This window comes from Bacillus sp. RB3 (genome assembly GCF_030164735.1).
Taxonomy (GTDB): Bacteria; Bacillota; Bacilli; order Bacillales; family Bacillaceae_G; genus Bacillus_A; species Bacillus_A cereus.
In genome coordinates, this window is record NZ_JASNGE010000015.1 from 112,776 (window position 1) to 129,453 (window position 16,678).

Sequence of the window (16,678 nt, forward strand, 5' to 3'; positions counted from 1 at the left end):
TGATAAGGAGTGAAAAATATGGCAGGGACAATATCTAATTATGGTGACAGACAGCAAATATGGAATTTAGGAAATAACATAATAGATACAAAGAAGTTAGTAGATTTAGAGTTACAAGCATTGGAAATGAAAAAATCACCATACACTACACAAAAACAAACGTTAACAAATGAAAACAAAGTTTATGCGAGCATGAAAAAAGAGTTTGCAAATTTTGTGCAAGTATTCAAAGATTTAAACACATTTAAAGGTGATGAAAAGAAAACAACTTTATCCAAAGATGGTTTTATGACAGCACAGGCGGATGCTGCTGCAATTCCTGGAACATATACAATTACAGTAGAGCGAGTAGCAGAAAGGCATCAAATAACTACAGCTCCACTTACTCCCCCAAAAACTCCTGAAGGTACGGAGCAAAAGTTTAGTTTAGATTTAAAACTTGGAGTAGATGATGTATTTCAGATAAATGGAAAAGAAGTTAAAATCTCAAAAGATATGACGTATAAAGATCTTGTCAATAAGATAAATAATGGGAATTATGGTGCATCAGTATACACATTAGGGGATCAACTATTTTTCACATCGACTACTGCAGGAGAAACTGGAGAGCTGAAATTAACGGATGGCGCCAATGGTTTTTTACAAAATATAGGGTTAGTTACTTCTGCGAAAAATCCGGATGGAACGAATGTTGTTGCACATCAAGTGACAGGAGCGATAAATGCTGAGTATACAATAAACGGAATTAAAGGAACTAGTAAAACAAATAAGATTGATACAATTCCAGGATTAACTATTAACTTAGAAAAGGTAACTACAGAGCCAATTAAATTAACTATCGAAGATTCAGATATAAAAAATTCGATAGATTTAATCAAAAAAATGAAAGATGAGTATAATAACGCTGTTAAAAGTTTAGATTTATTTTCTGGTGAAAATGGAGTAATGCAAGGGAATAATGTTTCATTTGCTATCAGTAATGCAATGACAAGCATTTTTAAATTTTCACAAGATGATAAGTATTTATTTTCTTTTGGAATTCAAATTGATAAAACAGGAAATATGACTCTTGATGAAGAAAAATTGAAAATAGCTTTTAAAGAGAATCCAGAATCTACAAAACAATTTTTCTTTGGCTTTAATGGTATTGGTCATGATATAGATAAAAAGCTTGAGGGAATCTTTGGAGATGAAGGGATTATCGGAAAACGCTCTAAAAGTATTGAAAAGCAAGTGACTGATTTAGAGAGAAAAATTCAAGATATTGATACAATTAATAAGAAAAAACAAGAATCAATTATTGATAAATATGCAAAGTTGGAAAGCCAGCTAGCATTGCTTGATAGTCAGCTGCAGACAATCAAAGCAATGACAAAAACCAAAAGTGATGATTAATGAAAGTTGAGGAAGTGATTATATGCAAGCATGGCAACGTTATATGCAAAATGATATTATGACGAGTAATCCGATTAAAAATACAATATTTATTTATGAAAGATGTATCGTAGAGTTTCGTAAATTAGAAGAACTTTTAAATACATTTAAACTTCAAGAAGGAGACGACCTTCTTGAAAAGTTAGAACGTATATTTGAAGAGTTGAAGCTTCAATTAAATCCTGATATTTCAAAAGATTTATATGACGGTCTATTTGGTTTATACGATTGGATTAGCATTCAAATTCAAACGATGAAAGTAACGCGTGAAGCAAAAGACATTGATGCGATTGTACAAGTGTTACAAGATTTAATAGACGGTTACCGTGGAGCACTTGAAAATGAACAATGATATTTATCGAACGTTTGTCAGCTGTTTTAATGAAATCGGTGAATTACAAGTGTCAGATGAAGAGTTTGCTGAGAAGAGTGAGATGTTAAATCGTTGGATGATGACACTAGATGAAGAAAGACGTGCACAAGTTGCAGCAGAAGTAAGCCCATTCATTATTAAGGCAGCGCAGCATATTCGAGATAAGCAAAAGATTTTGGAAGAAATGATTATGGAAAATGATGGGCGAATGAAGGCTAATTCATTTTACGGTAAATATTAATAATAACGTCTGGAAACAGATTCCCCTTTTAAAAGGGGGTCTATTCCTTCGTTTACATAAAGAACTCCGCTGATTGAGGTTTCATTTTATGACTGTGATGAAATAATAATTGTAATCTAAATAATAGAAAAATGGACTTTAGTTTGTAGTTTATATATTGAAATGTTCTATAGATTACTATGTGTATACAGTTTTTTGCATTCTTTTTTTATATTTTTGTATTTTTCTAAAGACAACAATGAAAAAATGGAATAAAATATGTAAGGGTACATAATAGTAAATATTTTAATAAACGCATATAAGAAAATAAATAATGAAGTGAAACTTCTATCAGTGGATCATTACGTTAGAAAAGGAAGGGTGTGGAATATGCCAGATTTAGTGAGTGATGTAAGCCATTATATGAATTATTTAGTGACGAAACGAAATACTGTTTCTAGTAATATTGCAAATGCGAATACACCTGGCTATAAAGCACAAGATGTAACATTTGCTGAGCAGATGAATAAAAGTAGTGCGTTATATAAAAATAATGCGGCTGATTTAAAGAGCAATCCAGATTTATATCAAACGAATGAAATGCACTTACCGACAGTAAATACGAAAAATACATATGCAAAGATTCAAACAAAATCAATGCAAACGAATAAAGACGGAAATAGTGTGGATGTAACGACAGAAATGCTAGATTTAATGAAAGCAAATCAGTTATACGGTATTTCAATTAACGCAATTAATACACAATATGCAATTAACCAAGCGGCACGCGGACGTTAAAAGTAGAAGGAGAGACAACGGATGTTTCAGGCAATTAATGCAAGTGGCTCAGGGCTAACGACAGCGAGAAAGTGGATGGAAGTTACTTCTAACAATATTGTAAATGCGAATACGACGGCGGCTCCGGGGGCAGATTTATATGAGCGTCGTAGTGTGGTGCTAGAATCAAACAATAGTTTTGCAAGTATGTTAGATGGGGCTCCTACTAATGGAGTAAAAATAAAAAGTATTGAAGCAGACAAAACGGAAAATTTAGTGTATGATCCGACGCATCCGCACGCAAATGAAGAAGGATATGTACGTTATCCCAATATTGATGTAACTGCTGAAATGACGAATGTAATGGTTGCTCAAAAAATGTATGAAGCGAATACGAGTGTATTAAATGCAAATAAAAAAATGCTTGATAAAGATTTAGAAATCGGCCGAGGATAAGGGGGAAGATAATAATATGAAAATCCAACCAATGTTACATACACAACCATTTGGAGCAATTCAGTCAATTGGTGCACCGAAGACTTCTCAAACACCTGTAGTTGAGGGGAAAAAGTTTATTGATTTATTGGAAGATATGAATCAAACGCAAAACAATGCGCAAACAGCAGTATATGATTTACTAACTAAAGGGGTAGGAGAAACACATGACGTTTTAATTCAGCAAAAGAAAGCTGAATCTCAAATGAAAACGGCTGCTCTCGTACGTGATAATCTTATTGAAAATTATAAGTCACTAATTAATATGCAAATTTAGGAAAGTGGACGGGTGTGTTTAAATGGAAAAGATGAAAAATGTTATCCAATCGTTAAAAACGTGGCATAAGTTAGTAATCGGTGCTGCGCTTTTAGCGATTGTAACAGGAGCACTTTTATACTTCACCTTGCCAGATAAATATGTTGTTGTATATCAAAATTTAAATGATGCAGATAAACAAGAGATTACAGCAGAATTATCGAAGTTAGGTGTCGATTATCAATTAGCGGCCGATGGTTCGATTCGTGTGCAAAAGAATGATGCTCCATGGGTTCGAAAAGAAATGAATGGGATGGGCTTACCGTTTAATTCGAAAAGCGGTGAAGAAATTTTATTAGAAAGCTCGCTCGGTTCAAGTGAGCAAGATAAAAAAATGAAGCAAATTGTCGGTACGAAGAAGCAATTGGAGCAAGATATTGTAAGAAACTTTGCGACAGTTGAAACGGCAAATGTTCAAATTACATTGCCTGAAAAAGAGACAATTTTTGATGAAGAAAAAGCAAAAGGAACAGCGGCGATTACGGTTGGAGTGAAGCGTGGACAATTGTTAACAGCTGATCAAGTTGCAGGTATACAGCAAATGATTAGTGCAGCGGTTCCTGGTGTGAAAGCAGAAGAAGTAAGTGTTATTGATAGTAAAAAAGGTGTTATCTCAAAAGGAGCAGATGAAGCACATTCTAGTAGTTCCTCTTCTTATGAGAAAGAAGTTGAGATGCAGCACCAACTTGAAGGTAAATTAAAGCAAGACATTGATGCAACATTAATGACGATGTTTAAACCGAATGAATATAAAGTGAATACGAAAGTATCTGTAAACTACGATGAAGTTACACGTCAGTCAGAGAAGTATGGTGATAAAGGTGTACTTCGTAGTAAACAAGAGCAAGAGGAAAGCTCTACTGCGCAAGAAGGGGCAGATACGAAGCAAGGTGCTGGTATTACAGCGAACGGTGAAGTGCCAAACTACGGTACGAACAATAATCAAAATGGTAAAGTTGTCTATGATAATAAAAATGGTAACAAAATCGAAAACTATGAAATAGATAAAACAGTTGAAACAATTAAGAAACACCCAGAATTAACGAAAACAAATGTTGTTGTATGGGTAGATAATGATACGCTAGTAAAACGTAAAATTGATATGACAACTTTTAAAGAAGCAATCGGAACAGCGGCAGGACTTCAAGCTGATCCGAACGGTAACTTTATAAATGGTCAAGTTAACGTTGTAACTGTTCAGTTCGATCAGCCGAAAGCCGAAAAAGAGAAAGAGCCAGAAAAAAGTGGTATGAACTGGTGGTTATTCGGTGGAATTACAGCTGGCTTATTAGCGATTGGTGGCCTAGTATGGTTCTTATTAGCAAGACGTAAGAGAAAGAAAGAAGAAGAGGAATATGAAGAATACTTAGTAGAAGAGGAAATTGCTGCAAGTAATGAAAGTATCTTGGAAATTCCTGAAGAAAAAATAGTGCCAGAGCCAAAACCTGAACCAGAAGAACCGAAAGAACCAACGTTAGATGAACAAGTGCAGGATGCTACGAAAGAACATGTAGAAGGAACTGCAAAAGTAATTAAAAAATGGTTAAACGGACAGTAAGGGAGGAACAACGATGTTAGATGAAATCTCCTCCAAAGAAAAAGCTGCCATCCTTATTCGTACATTAGAAGAAGGGGTGGCAGCAAAAGTCATTGAATATATGACAGCTGAGGAAAAAGAAGTATTACTTCGTGAAATCGCAAAGTTTCGTGTATACAAACCAGAAACGTTAGAAAATGTACTAGGAGAGTTCTTATATGAACTAAATGTAAAAGAATTGAACTTAGTCACTCCAGATAAAGAATACATTCGTCGCATATTTAAAAACATGCCAGAAGACGAACTGGAAAAATTATTGGAAGATCTTTGGTATAACAAAGATAATCCGTTTGAGTTCTTAAATTCACTTACAGATTTAGAGCCACTTCTTACAGTGCTTAATGATGAGTCACCACAAACAATTGCAATTATCGCTTCTTATATTAAACCGCAACTTGCGTCTCAATTAATTGAGAGATTGCCAGATCATAAGCGCGTTGAAACGGTAATGGGTATAGCGAAACTAGAACAAGTTGATGGTGAGTTAATTAATCAAATTGGTGAGTTGTTAAAATCGAAATTAAATAATATGGCATTTAGTGCAATTAATAAAACTGATGGCTTGAAAACAATCGTAAATATTTTAAATAATGTTTCACGAGGTGTTGAAAAAACAGTCTTTCAAAAGCTGGATGAAGTCGATTATGAGTTATCTGAGAAAATTAAAGAAAATATGTTTGTCTTTGAAGACTTACTTGGTCTTGAAGATCTTGCGCTTCGCCGTGTATTAGAAGAAATTACAGATAACGGTGTTCTTGCGAAAGCACTTAAAATTGCAAAAGAAGAAATTAAAGAGAAATTATTTACATGTATGTCTTCAAACCGTAAAGAGATGATTCTAGAAGAATTAGATGGCTTAGGACCGCTTAAGATGACGGATGCTGAAAAAGCGCAGCAAACGATCACTGGTACAGTGAAAAAGCTAGAGAAAGAAGGAAGAATTATCGTTCAAAGAGGTGAAGAGGATGTCCTTATTTAAAAACAGAATTCCGAAGAATTCTGTTTCTTTTTCTGAAGAAACGTATGAATTACAATTTCCAAAACCAGCTTCAATTCAAATAGAAGAGGAAGAATTACAAGCTGATCATGCAGAACTTCGCGCCCAGCAAGAATCGTTACATATGGAAATGAATCAGCTAAGGCAAGAGAAGCAAATGCTAGAACGAGAGCGGCAGCAGTTATTACAAGATAAAGAACAATTTCAAATGCATATTCATGAGCAACTGGAACAGATGGAAGCAGCGCGTGTACAATTTCAAAAAGAACAACAAGAAACAGCGTATGAATGGACAGAGTTATTATGGGATCAATCTTTTCATCTAGCAGAAAAAATCGTGAATCAAGCGGTAGATTCACGATTGCTTGATGTGTTACCTATTTTAACTGGCATCGTGCAAACATTGCCAACTTCGTTTGAAAAATTAATCATTACAGTACATCCAGAAACGTTTGAACGTATTCAAGAAGAGAAGGAAAATACGAAAGAATATTGGTTACTACAATTAGTAGAATGGAAATATGATTTCTCCCTGCAGTTTGGTGAATTTGTTCTGGAAGAAGAGAAAGAGTTCTTTGAATTTAAATTTGCACCTATATTTGCGAAACTTCGTCAGAAATGGGAAGAAGAGAAGTTATTTGAGGAGCAAAATGTATGAGCCGCCTGTTAATGAATGAGAACGAAAAATGGAATAAGTTCATTGAAACACCGCTGTATACGAAAGTAGGCAAAGTTCATAGTGTACAAGAACAGTTTTTCGTAGCAAAAGGGCCGAAAGCGAAGATTGGTGATGTTTGCTTCGTTGGAGAACATAACGTCTTATGTGAAGTGATTGCCATTGAAAAGGAAAATAATATGCTACTTCCATTTGAACAGACAGAAAAAGTATGTTATGGAGATTCAGTGACATTAGTTTCAGAAGATGTTGTTGTACCACGTGGTAATCACTTGCTCGGAAAAGTGTTAAGTGCAAATGGTGAAGTGTTAAATGAGGAAGCTGAAAACATTCCATTACAGAAAATAAAACTAGATGCACCACCTATACATGCATTTGAACGTGAAGAGATTACCGATGTATTTGAAACAGGAATAAAATCAATTGATTCTATGCTAACAATTGGTATCGGTCAAAAGATTGGTATTTTTGCTGGGTCAGGTGTTGGTAAATCAACTTTACTTGGAATGATAGCAAAAAATGCAAAAGCTGATATAAACGTTATTAGTTTAGTAGGGGAACGTGGCCGGGAAGTAAAAGACTTTATTCGAAAAGAGTTAGGCGAGGAAGGTATGCGAAAAAGCGTCGTTGTTGTAGCGACGTCAGATGAAAGTCATCTTATGCAACTTCGTGCAGCGAAACTCGCAACGTCTATTGCTGAATACTTCCGTGATCAAGGTAATAACGTATTACTTATGATGGACTCTGTTACTCGTTTTGCCGATGCACGAAGAAGTGTTGATATTGCTGTTAAAGAGTTACCGATTGGTGGTAAAACACTGTTAATGGAAAGTTATATGAAGAAGTTGTTAGAGCGGTCCGGAAAAACACAAAAGGGATCTATAACAGGTATTTATACGGTGCTTGTTGATGGGGATGATTTAAATGGTCCTGTACCAGATTTAGCACGTGGTATTTTAGATGGACATATCGTATTAAAGCGTGAGCTTGCAACGCTTAGTCATTACCCTGCAATTTCAGTATTAGATTCAGTAAGTAGGATTATGGAAGAAATTGTTTCGCCACATCATTGGCAGCTTGCAAATGAAATGAGAAAGATTTTATCAATTTATAAAGAAAATGAATTGTATTTTAAGCTAGGAACGATTCAAGAAAATGAAGAAAATGCTTATATTTTTGAATGTAAAAATAAAGTAGAAGGCATAAATACATTTTTAAAGCAAGGTCGATCGGATAGTTTCCAATTTGATGATATCGTTGAAGCGATACAGCATATAGTATAAGGCCTCTGCATAAGAGGTCTTATTTTTTTGTTTTTTAATATTTCACAGATTTTTTTGGAAAAAAACTATATAATAGAAAAAGAGAACGTTATAATAGAAAGGGGTTATGAAAACAGGTGGATAAACAGCAGTACGACACAATAAAATTGCAAATAAATCAAGAAAAAGAACATATTTTAAAAGAAGTGTATGAATTAACAGCTGAAAAAAGAAAAATAGAACAAAAAAAAGAATATGATTTATATGTTGTGAAATCGCGTAGTAAAGTCGTACAAACTGGGCAACGTATTATGGCTGGTATGCTTTCTTCACATACGTTTTCACCTGAAAGAATAGAAGAATGGAATCGGAAAATTAAAAAAACGGAAGGTTTTATTCAAAAAAATGAAAGTCTTTTAGAGCAAGTAAAAGAAAAAGAACGTGTCATTGATGAGATGTATCAAGAAGATTGCAAAAAGCTTGCGAAAGCACAAGAAAAGCTGGAAGAAAAAATGCTTCTGGATTTGAAAATGTGTATGAATGGATGAGGTGAATGTAGTGATACAGTCTGTATTACCGGTGCAACAAAGTTTACCTCCGCAAAAAGAAAAAGGGCTAGAAGTACAATCGAAAAATGAAGATTCTTCATTTGATCGTACGATGAGAATGGAAAATAAAAAGCAGCCGAAAACGGAGAAAACGAAACGAGAAGAAGCACCAAAAGAAGAGAAAAAAGAATATAACCTTTCTAAACCATCGGTAACGAAAGAAGAACCAATTGTAAAGAAAGAAGAAAAAAAAGAGACAGAACAGTTGTTATTAGCTGTATCTGAGCAAATGGTTGCAATTGAGCAATTACATGTGCAGCCGGAATTGTTATATCAATACATACAAAAAATACAAGAGCTATATAAAGAATATGGCAATATTAAACTTAATGAATTACCTGCAGCTGAATTACAACAATTACAAGAACTTCTTTCAAATATGAATATCAAAAATGCTATATGTTTAGAAGATACAATGCAAATGGTATTAGACAAAATGAAGATGCCAGAGCAAACGATGCAAGCATTGAAGGTTGTAGAAACAGAAACTTGTAATATTGCAAAGAAACAAGAAGAATTTAAAGACGTAGATCTTCCGAAAGCTGAGAACGATGGTGCAAAGGTAGAGTTGCCAGAAGGTGATGCATTAAACGATTCGAGCTCTGCAGGTGCAGAGTTATTAAATAAAACGACGAGTACCGAACAAATAGGGAAATCAAATAGTGGTGCTGAGAAAGTTTCATTGCCTGACTTAGGAAAGAAAATGGAAGCGCAAGTAGAAGCCTTGCAAAAATTTGTAGTGAAACAAGAACGTGTTTTATTTCAGTTAAATCCAGAAAAATTTGGTACGTTAACTGTGTTTATGAAAAAGCATGGAGACCAAATTGATGTTCACGTAGAAATGGAAAAACACGATGCGAAAAAACGTGTTGAAGTCATTTTTGATGAATTGAGGCTAAAGTTAAAAGAAAAAGAAATTAACATTCAAATTAGCTATTCTGATAAAGATGAAAACCGTAAAGAACAGCGAGAACAAGAACAAAGGCAAAAGCAGAAATTAGCAAGTACGCAACATGAGAAACAACAATCAAAAGAATTTGCGGGATTATTGGAGGAATAAAGTGTGCCAACAGTTGGATTAAATACAACGAGTACAAATCATATTCCGTTACAAGTAGGGGCGCAAGCAAAAAATGCATCTGTTAATGGTGTGCAATCGCCAGTTCAACAAACAAACGGAGTATCAGCAAGTAATCAAAAAACACCCGGTATTATGGATAAAGATGATTTCCTGAAACTTTTTTTAGCAAGCTTTCAACATCAAGACCCGTTTAATGCGATGGATATGAACCAAATGATGAATCAAACGGCTCAACTATCGCTTATGGAGCAAGTACAAAATATGACAAAAGCAGTAGATAAACTACAATCAACGATGTATACGACAGCTCTTGATGGAGGGATGAAATTTTTAGGAAAGTATGTTAGAGGTATAAACAATAAGGGAGAGCAAGTGACTGGTCAAGTGGAAACTGTTCGACTTGCCGAAAATAACGATGTACAACTTATTGTTGATAATCAAGTTGTCTCACTTCGTTTTGTAGAAAGGGTTTCAGATAAACCGATAGCAGAAACAAATCCAGAAGATGAGAAGAAAGATGATATAGAAAAAAATGAAGAGGTTAAGCAAAATTAATAAAAATTAATAAAAGGAGTGTATATAGGTTATGATTAAAGCGTTATATACAAGTATTACAGGGATGAATGCGGCACAAAATGCATTAAGTGTTACTTCAAATAATATTGCAAATGCACAAACAGTTGGATATAAAAAGCAAAAAGCTATTTTTGATGATCTGCTATATAATAATACGGTTGGTTCACGTGGGGATGGTGCTTATGCTGGCACGAATCCAAAGAGTATTGGTAACGGTGTAAAGTTTAGTGGGACATCAACAGATTTTAGTGATGGTTCTCTTACTTTAACTAGTGATAAGATGGAGACAGCCATAGAGGGAAATGGTTTATTTTTAGTTGGCGATCGTAATAGTGGAAATGTAGAGTATACGAGAAAAGGGTCTTTCGGTGTATCGAAAGATAACTATGTTACAAATACAAGTGGACAGTATGTGCTAGGTTATGGTGTGAAAACAGGAACACAAGAAATAGATTTTTCTTCACGACCAAGTCCAATTCATATTCCAATGGGATCAGCTGTTGGTGGGATTCAAACAGATAAAGCAACAATAGGTGGAAACCTTCCTAGAAATCAAAATGCATTATCTCACGAATTCACAGTTTTTGATGAGGAAGGAAACTCGTTAACGTTACGTGTAAATATTAAACAAAAGACTACAAAAGAGACTGTAGATGGAAAAGAAGTTGAAAAGCCTGTGCCAGGTGAATATACATATACAGTTTCTGTAAGAAATGATTCTAAAAACGAAAAAGAGTTTAAGCCTGTTGAAGGCATGACGGGCGAAAAAAATCTTAAATTTGATACATTAGGAAATCTAAAAGAAACAGATGAATCTGTACAAAAAAATCCAGTAACTGGTGAAATTACTAAAGGTGGAACAGTTAAAATTCCTTTTGGTAAGGGACTGACACTGGACTTAAGTGGTTTAACAAATTATCCGACAGGGAAAACTATTTCTACAACAGAAGTAACGGGGCGTCCAGCTGCAATTGCAAATGACTATTCAATTTCTGACGGTGGTTTCGTTATGATGACATATTCGGATGGTAGTATGAAGGTTGTAGGACAACTAGCTGTAGCTACATTCCCTAATTCAGGTGGATTAATGAAAACTGGGAATGGCAATTACATTGCCACACCATCAGCAGGGATTCCAGGGATAGGTGTTGCCGGTGAGAATGGTGCAGGTAATGTAAGGGGGTCAGCAAAAGAAAGTTCAAACGTAGATTTATCTGCAGAATTCGTTGACTTAATGCTATATCAACGTGGATTCCAAGGAAATGCGAAAGTAATTAAAGTTTCAGATGAAGTATTAAATGAAGTTGTAAATTTAATTCGATAATATATTATAAAGAAAGATTGTAATGTAGTAGAAAGGGTTTTTATTCGTATGACAAGACAAGAACGAATTTTACAATTGCCATTTTTCGAGAATAAACGTGAACTTGCTGAACAAGTACTAAAAATGGAACGAGAAGAGCATATATATTTACCAGATCAATTTGAAATTAAGCAAGTGCCCCCGTATTCATTTGCTGAAAAGAAAGCGATTATTGGTCGTATTCATGAGTTTTATTTCGTCAGTGTTGGCAGTGATGGCGCATGGAAGTATCAACTGTTTAAGGACGAGATGAAGTGCCGTGAGTTTTTTATTACATTATCAGGCATTACGGATCAGCAAATTGCGTTTTGGTTCAACAATATCGAGTTGCTTAAAGGCGCTTAAAAGTGTTTTTAGGCTTAGGTGGCTCGGAGCTGTAAGAAGAGAACTATAAAAATGTACTGGAGTGGTTGAACAATAATCTCTTTATAGCAAGTCAGTACTTTTTATAGTCTGTGAGTTGTGACAATAGGGCAATGAAATGAGAGTATGCTAGTTTCATTTCATATGTTTGTGATGATAGATTTTTATAAAAGGAGAGGTGAGGAGGATGGCGCAAAATAAGTATCGCGTTACATTCATTTCGCCGAGTGAGGTTGAGCAGCGGACTGTAATGGCGGCGAATAGTTTGCCAGATTTAATTCGTAAAGTAGAGAGTATTATTGCAGATCCAAACGGTTATTTTGTAAATGATAAAAAAAATAATTGTTATTTTAAAGTGATTAAAGAAAATGTTACGTTTATTCAATATGAGTTACTATTTTCGGATAAGGAAATTCATATTGAAAAATTAAAACATATAGCACCGGTGGTATTCAAACGATTATTCGAAAAAATAAATGAACCAGAACTATATGCACTCGCACTACTTGATGTTGATATAGCAACGAAAGAATATGTGCTAGCAGAAATGAATTCTGAGCTGAGAATAAGAGTAGAGACGGAGCTTTCGAAAAAATGGGAAGCAATGCCGACAGAAATTGTAGGGGCGCAAGAAGTGTTATTAGAAGCACTTGCTTCGTTTATACAAGATTAATTGTTTTTTAATAAAATGAATTGATCGACTATCTATATTTTTTATATAGGTAGTTGACTTTTTCTCTTTTATAAAGCTTAATAATTAGATATACGGAATTAATGGAAGGGGAGCGACACCTTTATGTCACAAGCACAAAGTATTTTATTAGAAAGCGGAACAAATGAATTAGAGATTGTTACGTACACTGTTGGTGAAAACCTATTTAGTATTAATGTAATGAAAGTACGTGAAATCATTAATCCATTCCCTGTTACAACTGTGCCAGAATCTCATCATGCAGTTGAAGGTGTTGTTCAAGTACGTGGTGAAATTTTACCTGTTATTAACTTGGCAATGGCTCTTAATTTAAAGTCAACAAAGCCACTTGATCAAACGAAATTTATCATCTCAGAATTAAACCAAATGAAAGTTATTTTCCGCGTTGATGAAGTGCATCGTATTCAACGTATTTCGTGGGAACAAATTGATGAACCAGCTTCATTATCTATGGGACTAGAAGAAACGACATCTGGTATTGTAAAACTAGATGGCAAAATCATCTTACTATTAGATTATGAAAAAATTGTATGTGAAATTAGCGGTACTGGTTATGACAATAAATCAATTGCAGGGTTAGAACAAAAAACAGATCGAGCTGAAAAAGTAATTTATATTGCAGAAGATTCAGCGATGCTACGCCAAATATTAGAAGAAACATTATCATCAGCTGGATATACGAAAATGAACTTCTTCAGCAATGGTGCAGAAGCGTTAGCGCAAATTGAAAAATTAGCGAAAGAGCAAGGAGAGAAAATGTTTGAACATATTCACTTGCTAATTACGGATATTGAAATGCCGAAAATGGATGGACATCATTTAACGAAAGTGGTTAAGGATAGTGAAGTAATGAATCGTTTACCAGTCATTATTTTCTCTTCATTAATTACAAATGAATTATTCCATAAAGGTGAAGCTGTAGGAGCAAATGCTCAAGTAAGTAAGCCAGATATTCAAGAGCTAATTGGTTTAGTTGATAAGTTAGTGTTGTAAGAAAAGCACTTTTTTAGCTGGAATAGAGGAACTAGCTATGTGTGGCAGCGGTCAGTGCCTAATAGAGACCCATGCGATGTAAGACCAGAGATATGGAGTGTTTTTTAGGTAAATGGGACGAGATAGCCGCCGAGATAGCTTTAGAAGAAGCGAGACTTCGATTGAGGATTTGAAGACTGGGTTTATAACTCTATTCTGTTAGAGAGAGGAAGGAATTAGCCATGTGTAGCATTGGCTAATTCCTTTTTAGTATTCTATACTTTAAGCTGGCAGAAAAATGAAAGGTTTCTGAGGTGTTTGGCGCTGTATGTATGAAAAATCTTCAAATGAAGATTTTTGATTTGAAAATATAAGCAAACGTATTTTGAGGGTTATTTTAGTAACATTTCGTGGTAACGCAAATTTTTTCGGTGAAAAAACATCCAAAATACCATATAATATAATTAAATGTAATTAATATGCAATTTTACATATTAATTAAAAAACATTTTCCAAATTTTTATACTTTCTATACATTTTTGTATGTTTATTATTTGACAGATAATTTCGAACTGTTATAATATGGATATGTAAAAATTGCTATTTTCTTAAAAGACATGGGAGTCAGATGAGAATTGTGAAAGGATGAGGGGGAGTGGCACAAATTATGTATCACCACACAGCAATTAATGTATTAGGTCTTTTACAAAACATGTCAAATAATAAAATGAACGATATGCAACTAGAGGCGGAATTAAAAAAAATAGAAAAAGAATTCCAAGTAAAGTATGAAGAATTAGTTGATTTACATAATAGAATGGTATTATTCCAAATAGATATAGAAAAAAATGGCGGGATGCGAGCATATGAAAAATCAGCAATTACATGGCTGAAGTCTGAACTAGTGCTACTGTATGAAGTGTATCAATTTTGTCAACGTCACGGTTTAAACATTTTAAATATTTCAAAATACGTAAGTAAAAATGAACTAAATCTTTTTCCAAAAACAGAAAGTCAATTGCAAAATACGTATTATAAATTAAAAAAACGTGAAATACCGTTTGAAAATATTGAAAAACAAAAACCAGGACGAAAGCGAAAATATATACCAGTAAAAGAGACAATCGTTGCAAGAAAACAAGAAAACGAGTACGAATTAAAAGAAGAAATCCAGCATAAAGAGGATGAAAAAAATCTTGTAACAGTTATATCTGGTATCGTTGATAACTTTGAAACAATTAATCAATGTAGTGAAAGGAAAGAAGACGAACTACATCAGTTTATGGAAGGTATTTATAAGCTTTCTAGCATGGCAGCAGGACGTTCTAGAGAAGCAAAGAATACACGTAGTCTAGAAGGTGAATTGCAGTCGTTACAACTAGAAAATGAAAGGCTAAAACGAGAGAAAGAAGAGCTTGTACAAGATATTAAAGGCATGACGCAGCTTTTAATTCATTTCATTACAAGTTCTGATATCGATCAAATTCGTAAATTACCAACTTTCGTACAAGATTGTAAAATGGAATTACATAAACTAGGGCTATATAATGCACAAGACGGTAAAATGAAAATTATGGTTGATCGTAGTGGACAGGTTATGACTGTCACGCAGTAATAAAATTTGGGTACAAAATAAAAGGGAGGTACATAGTTTATATGTATTTCCCTTTTGTTTTGTATGGAATCGTTCCAAAGATGGAAGATGAATGTTTATGATTGTAGTAGTCTAGAGACCATTTGCGGAATTTGGTTCGCTTGTGAAACCATACTAAGTGCAACTTCAGTCAATAATTTGAACTTTAAAAAATCACTCATCTCCTGCGCCATGTCTGCATCTTCAACTTGAGATGCAGCATCTGTTAACGCCATACTTTGACTATTTAAATTTTCAATATTAAATTGTAAACGATTTATCATAGCACCAAGGTCGGCACGATGAAGTGACACACTTTGCAAAGCATCTTCAATTTTAAGAATCGCCGCTCTTGCTTCTTGTTCTGTTGAAATCTTAATGTCATGTTGTGTAGGGGAAGGGGGAATATGTTTCATCATATTTATTGTATGACCGATATCGTCTAATGTAATAGGGCGGTTTTGACCGTCAAATACAGATAAATCATTAAACTCAGTCGTCTCGCCAATATAGCCAATTTGTTCTGTTAAAGACTGAAACTCTTTATTCAGCGAGTCACGATTTTTATTTGAATTTGTACCATTCGCAGATTGAACAGCTAAATCACGCATACGCTGCAAAATATTTGACACAGTTTGAAGAGCAGCTTCCGCCGTGCGAAGCATCGATATCGCATCCTCATTATTACGAATCGCCACGCGCATACCACTTGCTCTCGCGTGCATACGAGTCACAATCGCAATATTAGCGGGATTATCCGAAGCGTTGTTCAACTTCTTACCAGTCGCCAAATGCTCCATTGCAACATTCATACGTTTCTCATTCTCATACAACGACTGCCTAGCATTCATACTTAAAACATTCGTACCAATACGCATAATAGACACTCCTTATAGATTGATAGAGTCGGTATCTTTTGATCTAATAAACAGTTATGGAAGGATAGAGGGGCTTATGCTTATTTACTGTTTGTGTTTTAACATAAGAGGGAATCAAGATAAAAGCATCACGGATACTCTCTTCCACATAAAAAAGAAAGTTTTATAAATAATCTATCTATATAGAAAAAATAAACCTCTCTGCAAGCAGAGAGGTTTATTCAGGAAACTAACTCAAATGGCTTATTGTAATAATTTAGAAACCATTTGTGGTGTTTGGTTAGCTTGAGAAAGCATGCTGATGCCTGCTTCGTTTAAAATTTTGAACTTTGTCATGTTAGACAT

At 34.4% G+C, this 16,678-nt stretch carries 20 protein-coding genes; 18 read left to right on the plus strand and 2 right to left on the minus strand.

Features of this window, described 5'->3' with window-relative positions:
- Positions 1-18: 18 nt before the first annotated feature.
- The 18 genes from QO049_RS19445 to QO049_RS19530 all read left to right on the plus strand — a co-directional run bounded on the left by QO049_RS19445 (position 19) and on the right by QO049_RS19530 (position 15,437).
- The gene (locus tag QO049_RS19445; RefSeq protein ID WP_000929224.1) at positions 19-1,395 is read left to right on the plus strand and encodes a flagellar hook-associated protein 2; all 1,377 of its coding nucleotides are present in this window, start codon (positions 19-21) and stop codon (positions 1,393-1,395) included.
- Positions 1,396-1,417: 22 nt separating this feature from the next.
- Entirely contained in the window at positions 1,418-1,786 is a 369-nt protein-coding gene (locus tag QO049_RS19450) for a flagellar export chaperone FliS (protein ID WP_001149505.1), read from the plus strand.
- Positions 1,776-2,048, plus strand: coding sequence for a hypothetical protein (locus QO049_RS19455; protein ID WP_001058085.1), 273 nt, complete (start codon positions 1,776-1,778; stop codon positions 2,046-2,048). The genes QO049_RS19450 and QO049_RS19455 overlap by 11 nt, the downstream gene beginning before the upstream one ends.
- 318 nt (positions 2,049-2,366) lie before the next feature.
- The gene (gene flgB, locus QO049_RS19460) at positions 2,367-2,825 is read left to right on the plus strand and encodes a flagellar basal body rod protein FlgB (protein ID WP_370445031.1); all 459 of its coding nucleotides are present in this window, start codon (positions 2,367-2,369) and stop codon (positions 2,823-2,825) included.
- A gap of 21 nt (positions 2,826-2,846) precedes the next feature.
- Complete coding sequence (flgC, locus tag QO049_RS19465; RefSeq protein ID WP_000484680.1) at positions 2,847-3,260, plus strand: flagellar basal body rod protein FlgC; 414 nt, start codon at positions 2,847-2,849, stop codon at positions 3,258-3,260.
- 16 nt (positions 3,261-3,276) lie between these two features.
- Positions 3,277-3,576: a flagellar hook-basal body complex protein FliE gene (gene fliE, locus QO049_RS19470; protein WP_000701669.1), complete on the plus strand. Its 300-nt coding sequence runs from the start codon at positions 3,277-3,279 to the stop codon at positions 3,574-3,576.
- 22 nt (positions 3,577-3,598) lie between these two features.
- A complete protein-coding gene (locus QO049_RS19475; protein ID WP_000413927.1) occupies positions 3,599-5,173 on the plus strand; it encodes a flagellar M-ring protein FliF C-terminal domain-containing protein in 1,575 nt (524 codons plus the stop codon).
- Positions 5,174-5,186: 13 nt separating this feature from the next.
- Positions 5,187-6,191: a flagellar motor switch protein FliG gene (gene fliG / locus QO049_RS19480; protein ID WP_000883364.1), complete on the plus strand. Its 1,005-nt coding sequence runs from the start codon at positions 5,187-5,189 to the stop codon at positions 6,189-6,191.
- Positions 6,178-6,867 (plus strand): FliH/SctL family protein, encoded by a 690-nt coding sequence (locus QO049_RS19485; RefSeq protein WP_098329766.1) that lies wholly within the window; start codon positions 6,178-6,180, stop codon positions 6,865-6,867. The genes fliG and QO049_RS19485 overlap by 14 nt, the downstream gene beginning before the upstream one ends.
- On the plus strand, positions 6,864-8,168 hold the full coding sequence (gene fliI, locus QO049_RS19490; protein ID WP_000088693.1) for a flagellar protein export ATPase FliI: 1,305 nt from the start codon (positions 6,864-6,866) through the stop codon (positions 8,166-8,168). Before QO049_RS19485 ends, fliI begins: the two co-directional genes overlap by 4 nt.
- 116 nt (positions 8,169-8,284) lie before the next feature.
- Positions 8,285-8,695 carry a hypothetical protein gene (locus QO049_RS19495; protein ID WP_000360855.1) on the plus strand — a complete coding sequence of 137 codons (411 nt, stop codon included), beginning with the start codon at positions 8,285-8,287 and terminating at the stop codon, positions 8,693-8,695.
- A gap of 10 nt (positions 8,696-8,705) precedes the next feature.
- Complete coding sequence (locus QO049_RS19500) at positions 8,706-9,815, plus strand: flagellar hook-length control protein FliK (protein WP_000616451.1); 1,110 nt, start codon at positions 8,706-8,708, stop codon at positions 9,813-9,815.
- Between the two features lie 3 nt (positions 9,816-9,818).
- Positions 9,819-10,391 carry a flagellar hook assembly protein FlgD gene (locus tag QO049_RS19505; RefSeq protein WP_001143486.1) on the plus strand — a complete coding sequence of 191 codons (573 nt, stop codon included), beginning with the start codon at positions 9,819-9,821 and terminating at the stop codon, positions 10,389-10,391.
- Between the two features lie 31 nt (positions 10,392-10,422).
- Positions 10,423-11,736: a flagellar hook protein FlgE gene (gene flgE / locus QO049_RS19510; protein ID WP_000588313.1), complete on the plus strand. Its 1,314-nt coding sequence runs from the start codon at positions 10,423-10,425 to the stop codon at positions 11,734-11,736.
- A gap of 48 nt (positions 11,737-11,784) precedes the next feature.
- Positions 11,785-12,120 carry a DUF3964 family protein gene (locus QO049_RS19515; protein WP_000198174.1) on the plus strand — a complete coding sequence of 112 codons (336 nt, stop codon included), beginning with the start codon at positions 11,785-11,787 and terminating at the stop codon, positions 12,118-12,120.
- 205 nt (positions 12,121-12,325) lie between these two features.
- Positions 12,326-12,811 (plus strand): hypothetical protein, encoded by a 486-nt coding sequence (locus tag QO049_RS19520; protein WP_000068297.1) that lies wholly within the window; start codon positions 12,326-12,328, stop codon positions 12,809-12,811.
- A 123-nt stretch (positions 12,812-12,934) separates the two neighbouring features.
- On the plus strand, positions 12,935-13,843 hold the full coding sequence (locus QO049_RS19525; protein WP_000075943.1) for a chemotaxis protein: 909 nt from the start codon (positions 12,935-12,937) through the stop codon (positions 13,841-13,843).
- A gap of 646 nt (positions 13,844-14,489) precedes the next feature.
- Positions 14,490-15,437 (plus strand): DNA-binding domain-containing protein, encoded by a 948-nt coding sequence (locus QO049_RS19530; RefSeq protein ID WP_000274676.1) that lies wholly within the window; start codon positions 14,490-14,492, stop codon positions 15,435-15,437.
- Positions 15,438-15,532: 95 nt separating this feature from the next.
- Here QO049_RS19530 and QO049_RS19535 read toward each other — a convergent pair whose 3' ends face one another.
- Both QO049_RS19535 and QO049_RS19540 read right to left on the minus strand, forming a co-directional pair.
- On the minus strand, positions 15,533-16,333 hold the full coding sequence (locus QO049_RS19535) for a flagellin N-terminal helical domain-containing protein (RefSeq protein WP_001219711.1): 801 nt from the start codon (positions 16,331-16,333) through the stop codon (positions 15,533-15,535).
- A 243-nt stretch (positions 16,334-16,576) separates the two neighbouring features.
- The coding region (locus tag QO049_RS19540) for a flagellin (RefSeq protein WP_284489407.1) at positions 16,577-16,678 on the minus strand (102 nt) is incomplete at its 5' end.

Bases quoted from the DNA above. Each gene is read 5' to 3' on its own strand.
- fliG (WP_000883364.1), top strand. From the start codon at position 5,187: ATGTTAGATGAAATCTCCTCCAAAGAAAAAGCTGCCATCCTTATTCGT.
- QO049_RS19515 (WP_000198174.1), top strand. From the start codon at position 11,785: ATGACAAGACAAGAACGAATTTTACAATTGCCATTTTTCGAGAATAAA.
- QO049_RS19455 (WP_001058085.1), top strand. From the start codon at position 1,776: ATGAACAATGATATTTATCGAACGTTTGTCAGCTGTTTTAATGAAATC.
- QO049_RS19450 (WP_001149505.1), top strand. From the start codon at position 1,418: ATGCAAGCATGGCAACGTTATATGCAAAATGATATTATGACGAGTAAT.
- flgC (WP_000484680.1), top strand. From the start codon at position 2,847: ATGTTTCAGGCAATTAATGCAAGTGGCTCAGGGCTAACGACAGCGAGA.
- QO049_RS19485 (WP_098329766.1), top strand. From the start codon at position 6,178: ATGTCCTTATTTAAAAACAGAATTCCGAAGAATTCTGTTTCTTTTTCT.
- fliI (WP_000088693.1), top strand. From the start codon at position 6,864: ATGAGCCGCCTGTTAATGAATGAGAACGAAAAATGGAATAAGTTCATT.
- QO049_RS19475 (WP_000413927.1), top strand. From the start codon at position 3,599: ATGGAAAAGATGAAAAATGTTATCCAATCGTTAAAAACGTGGCATAAG.
- QO049_RS19535 (WP_001219711.1), bottom strand. From the start codon at position 16,333: ATGCGTATTGGTACGAATGTTTTAAGTATGAATGCTAGGCAGTCGTTG.
- QO049_RS19445 (WP_000929224.1), top strand. From the start codon at position 19: ATGGCAGGGACAATATCTAATTATGGTGACAGACAGCAAATATGGAAT.
- QO049_RS19525 (WP_000075943.1), top strand. From the start codon at position 12,935: ATGTCACAAGCACAAAGTATTTTATTAGAAAGCGGAACAAATGAATTA.
- flgE (WP_000588313.1), top strand. From the start codon at position 10,423: ATGATTAAAGCGTTATATACAAGTATTACAGGGATGAATGCGGCACAA.
- QO049_RS19530 (WP_000274676.1), top strand. From the start codon at position 14,490: ATGTATCACCACACAGCAATTAATGTATTAGGTCTTTTACAAAACATG.
- QO049_RS19520 (WP_000068297.1), top strand. From the start codon at position 12,326: ATGGCGCAAAATAAGTATCGCGTTACATTCATTTCGCCGAGTGAGGTT.
- fliE (WP_000701669.1), top strand. From the start codon at position 3,277: ATGAAAATCCAACCAATGTTACATACACAACCATTTGGAGCAATTCAG.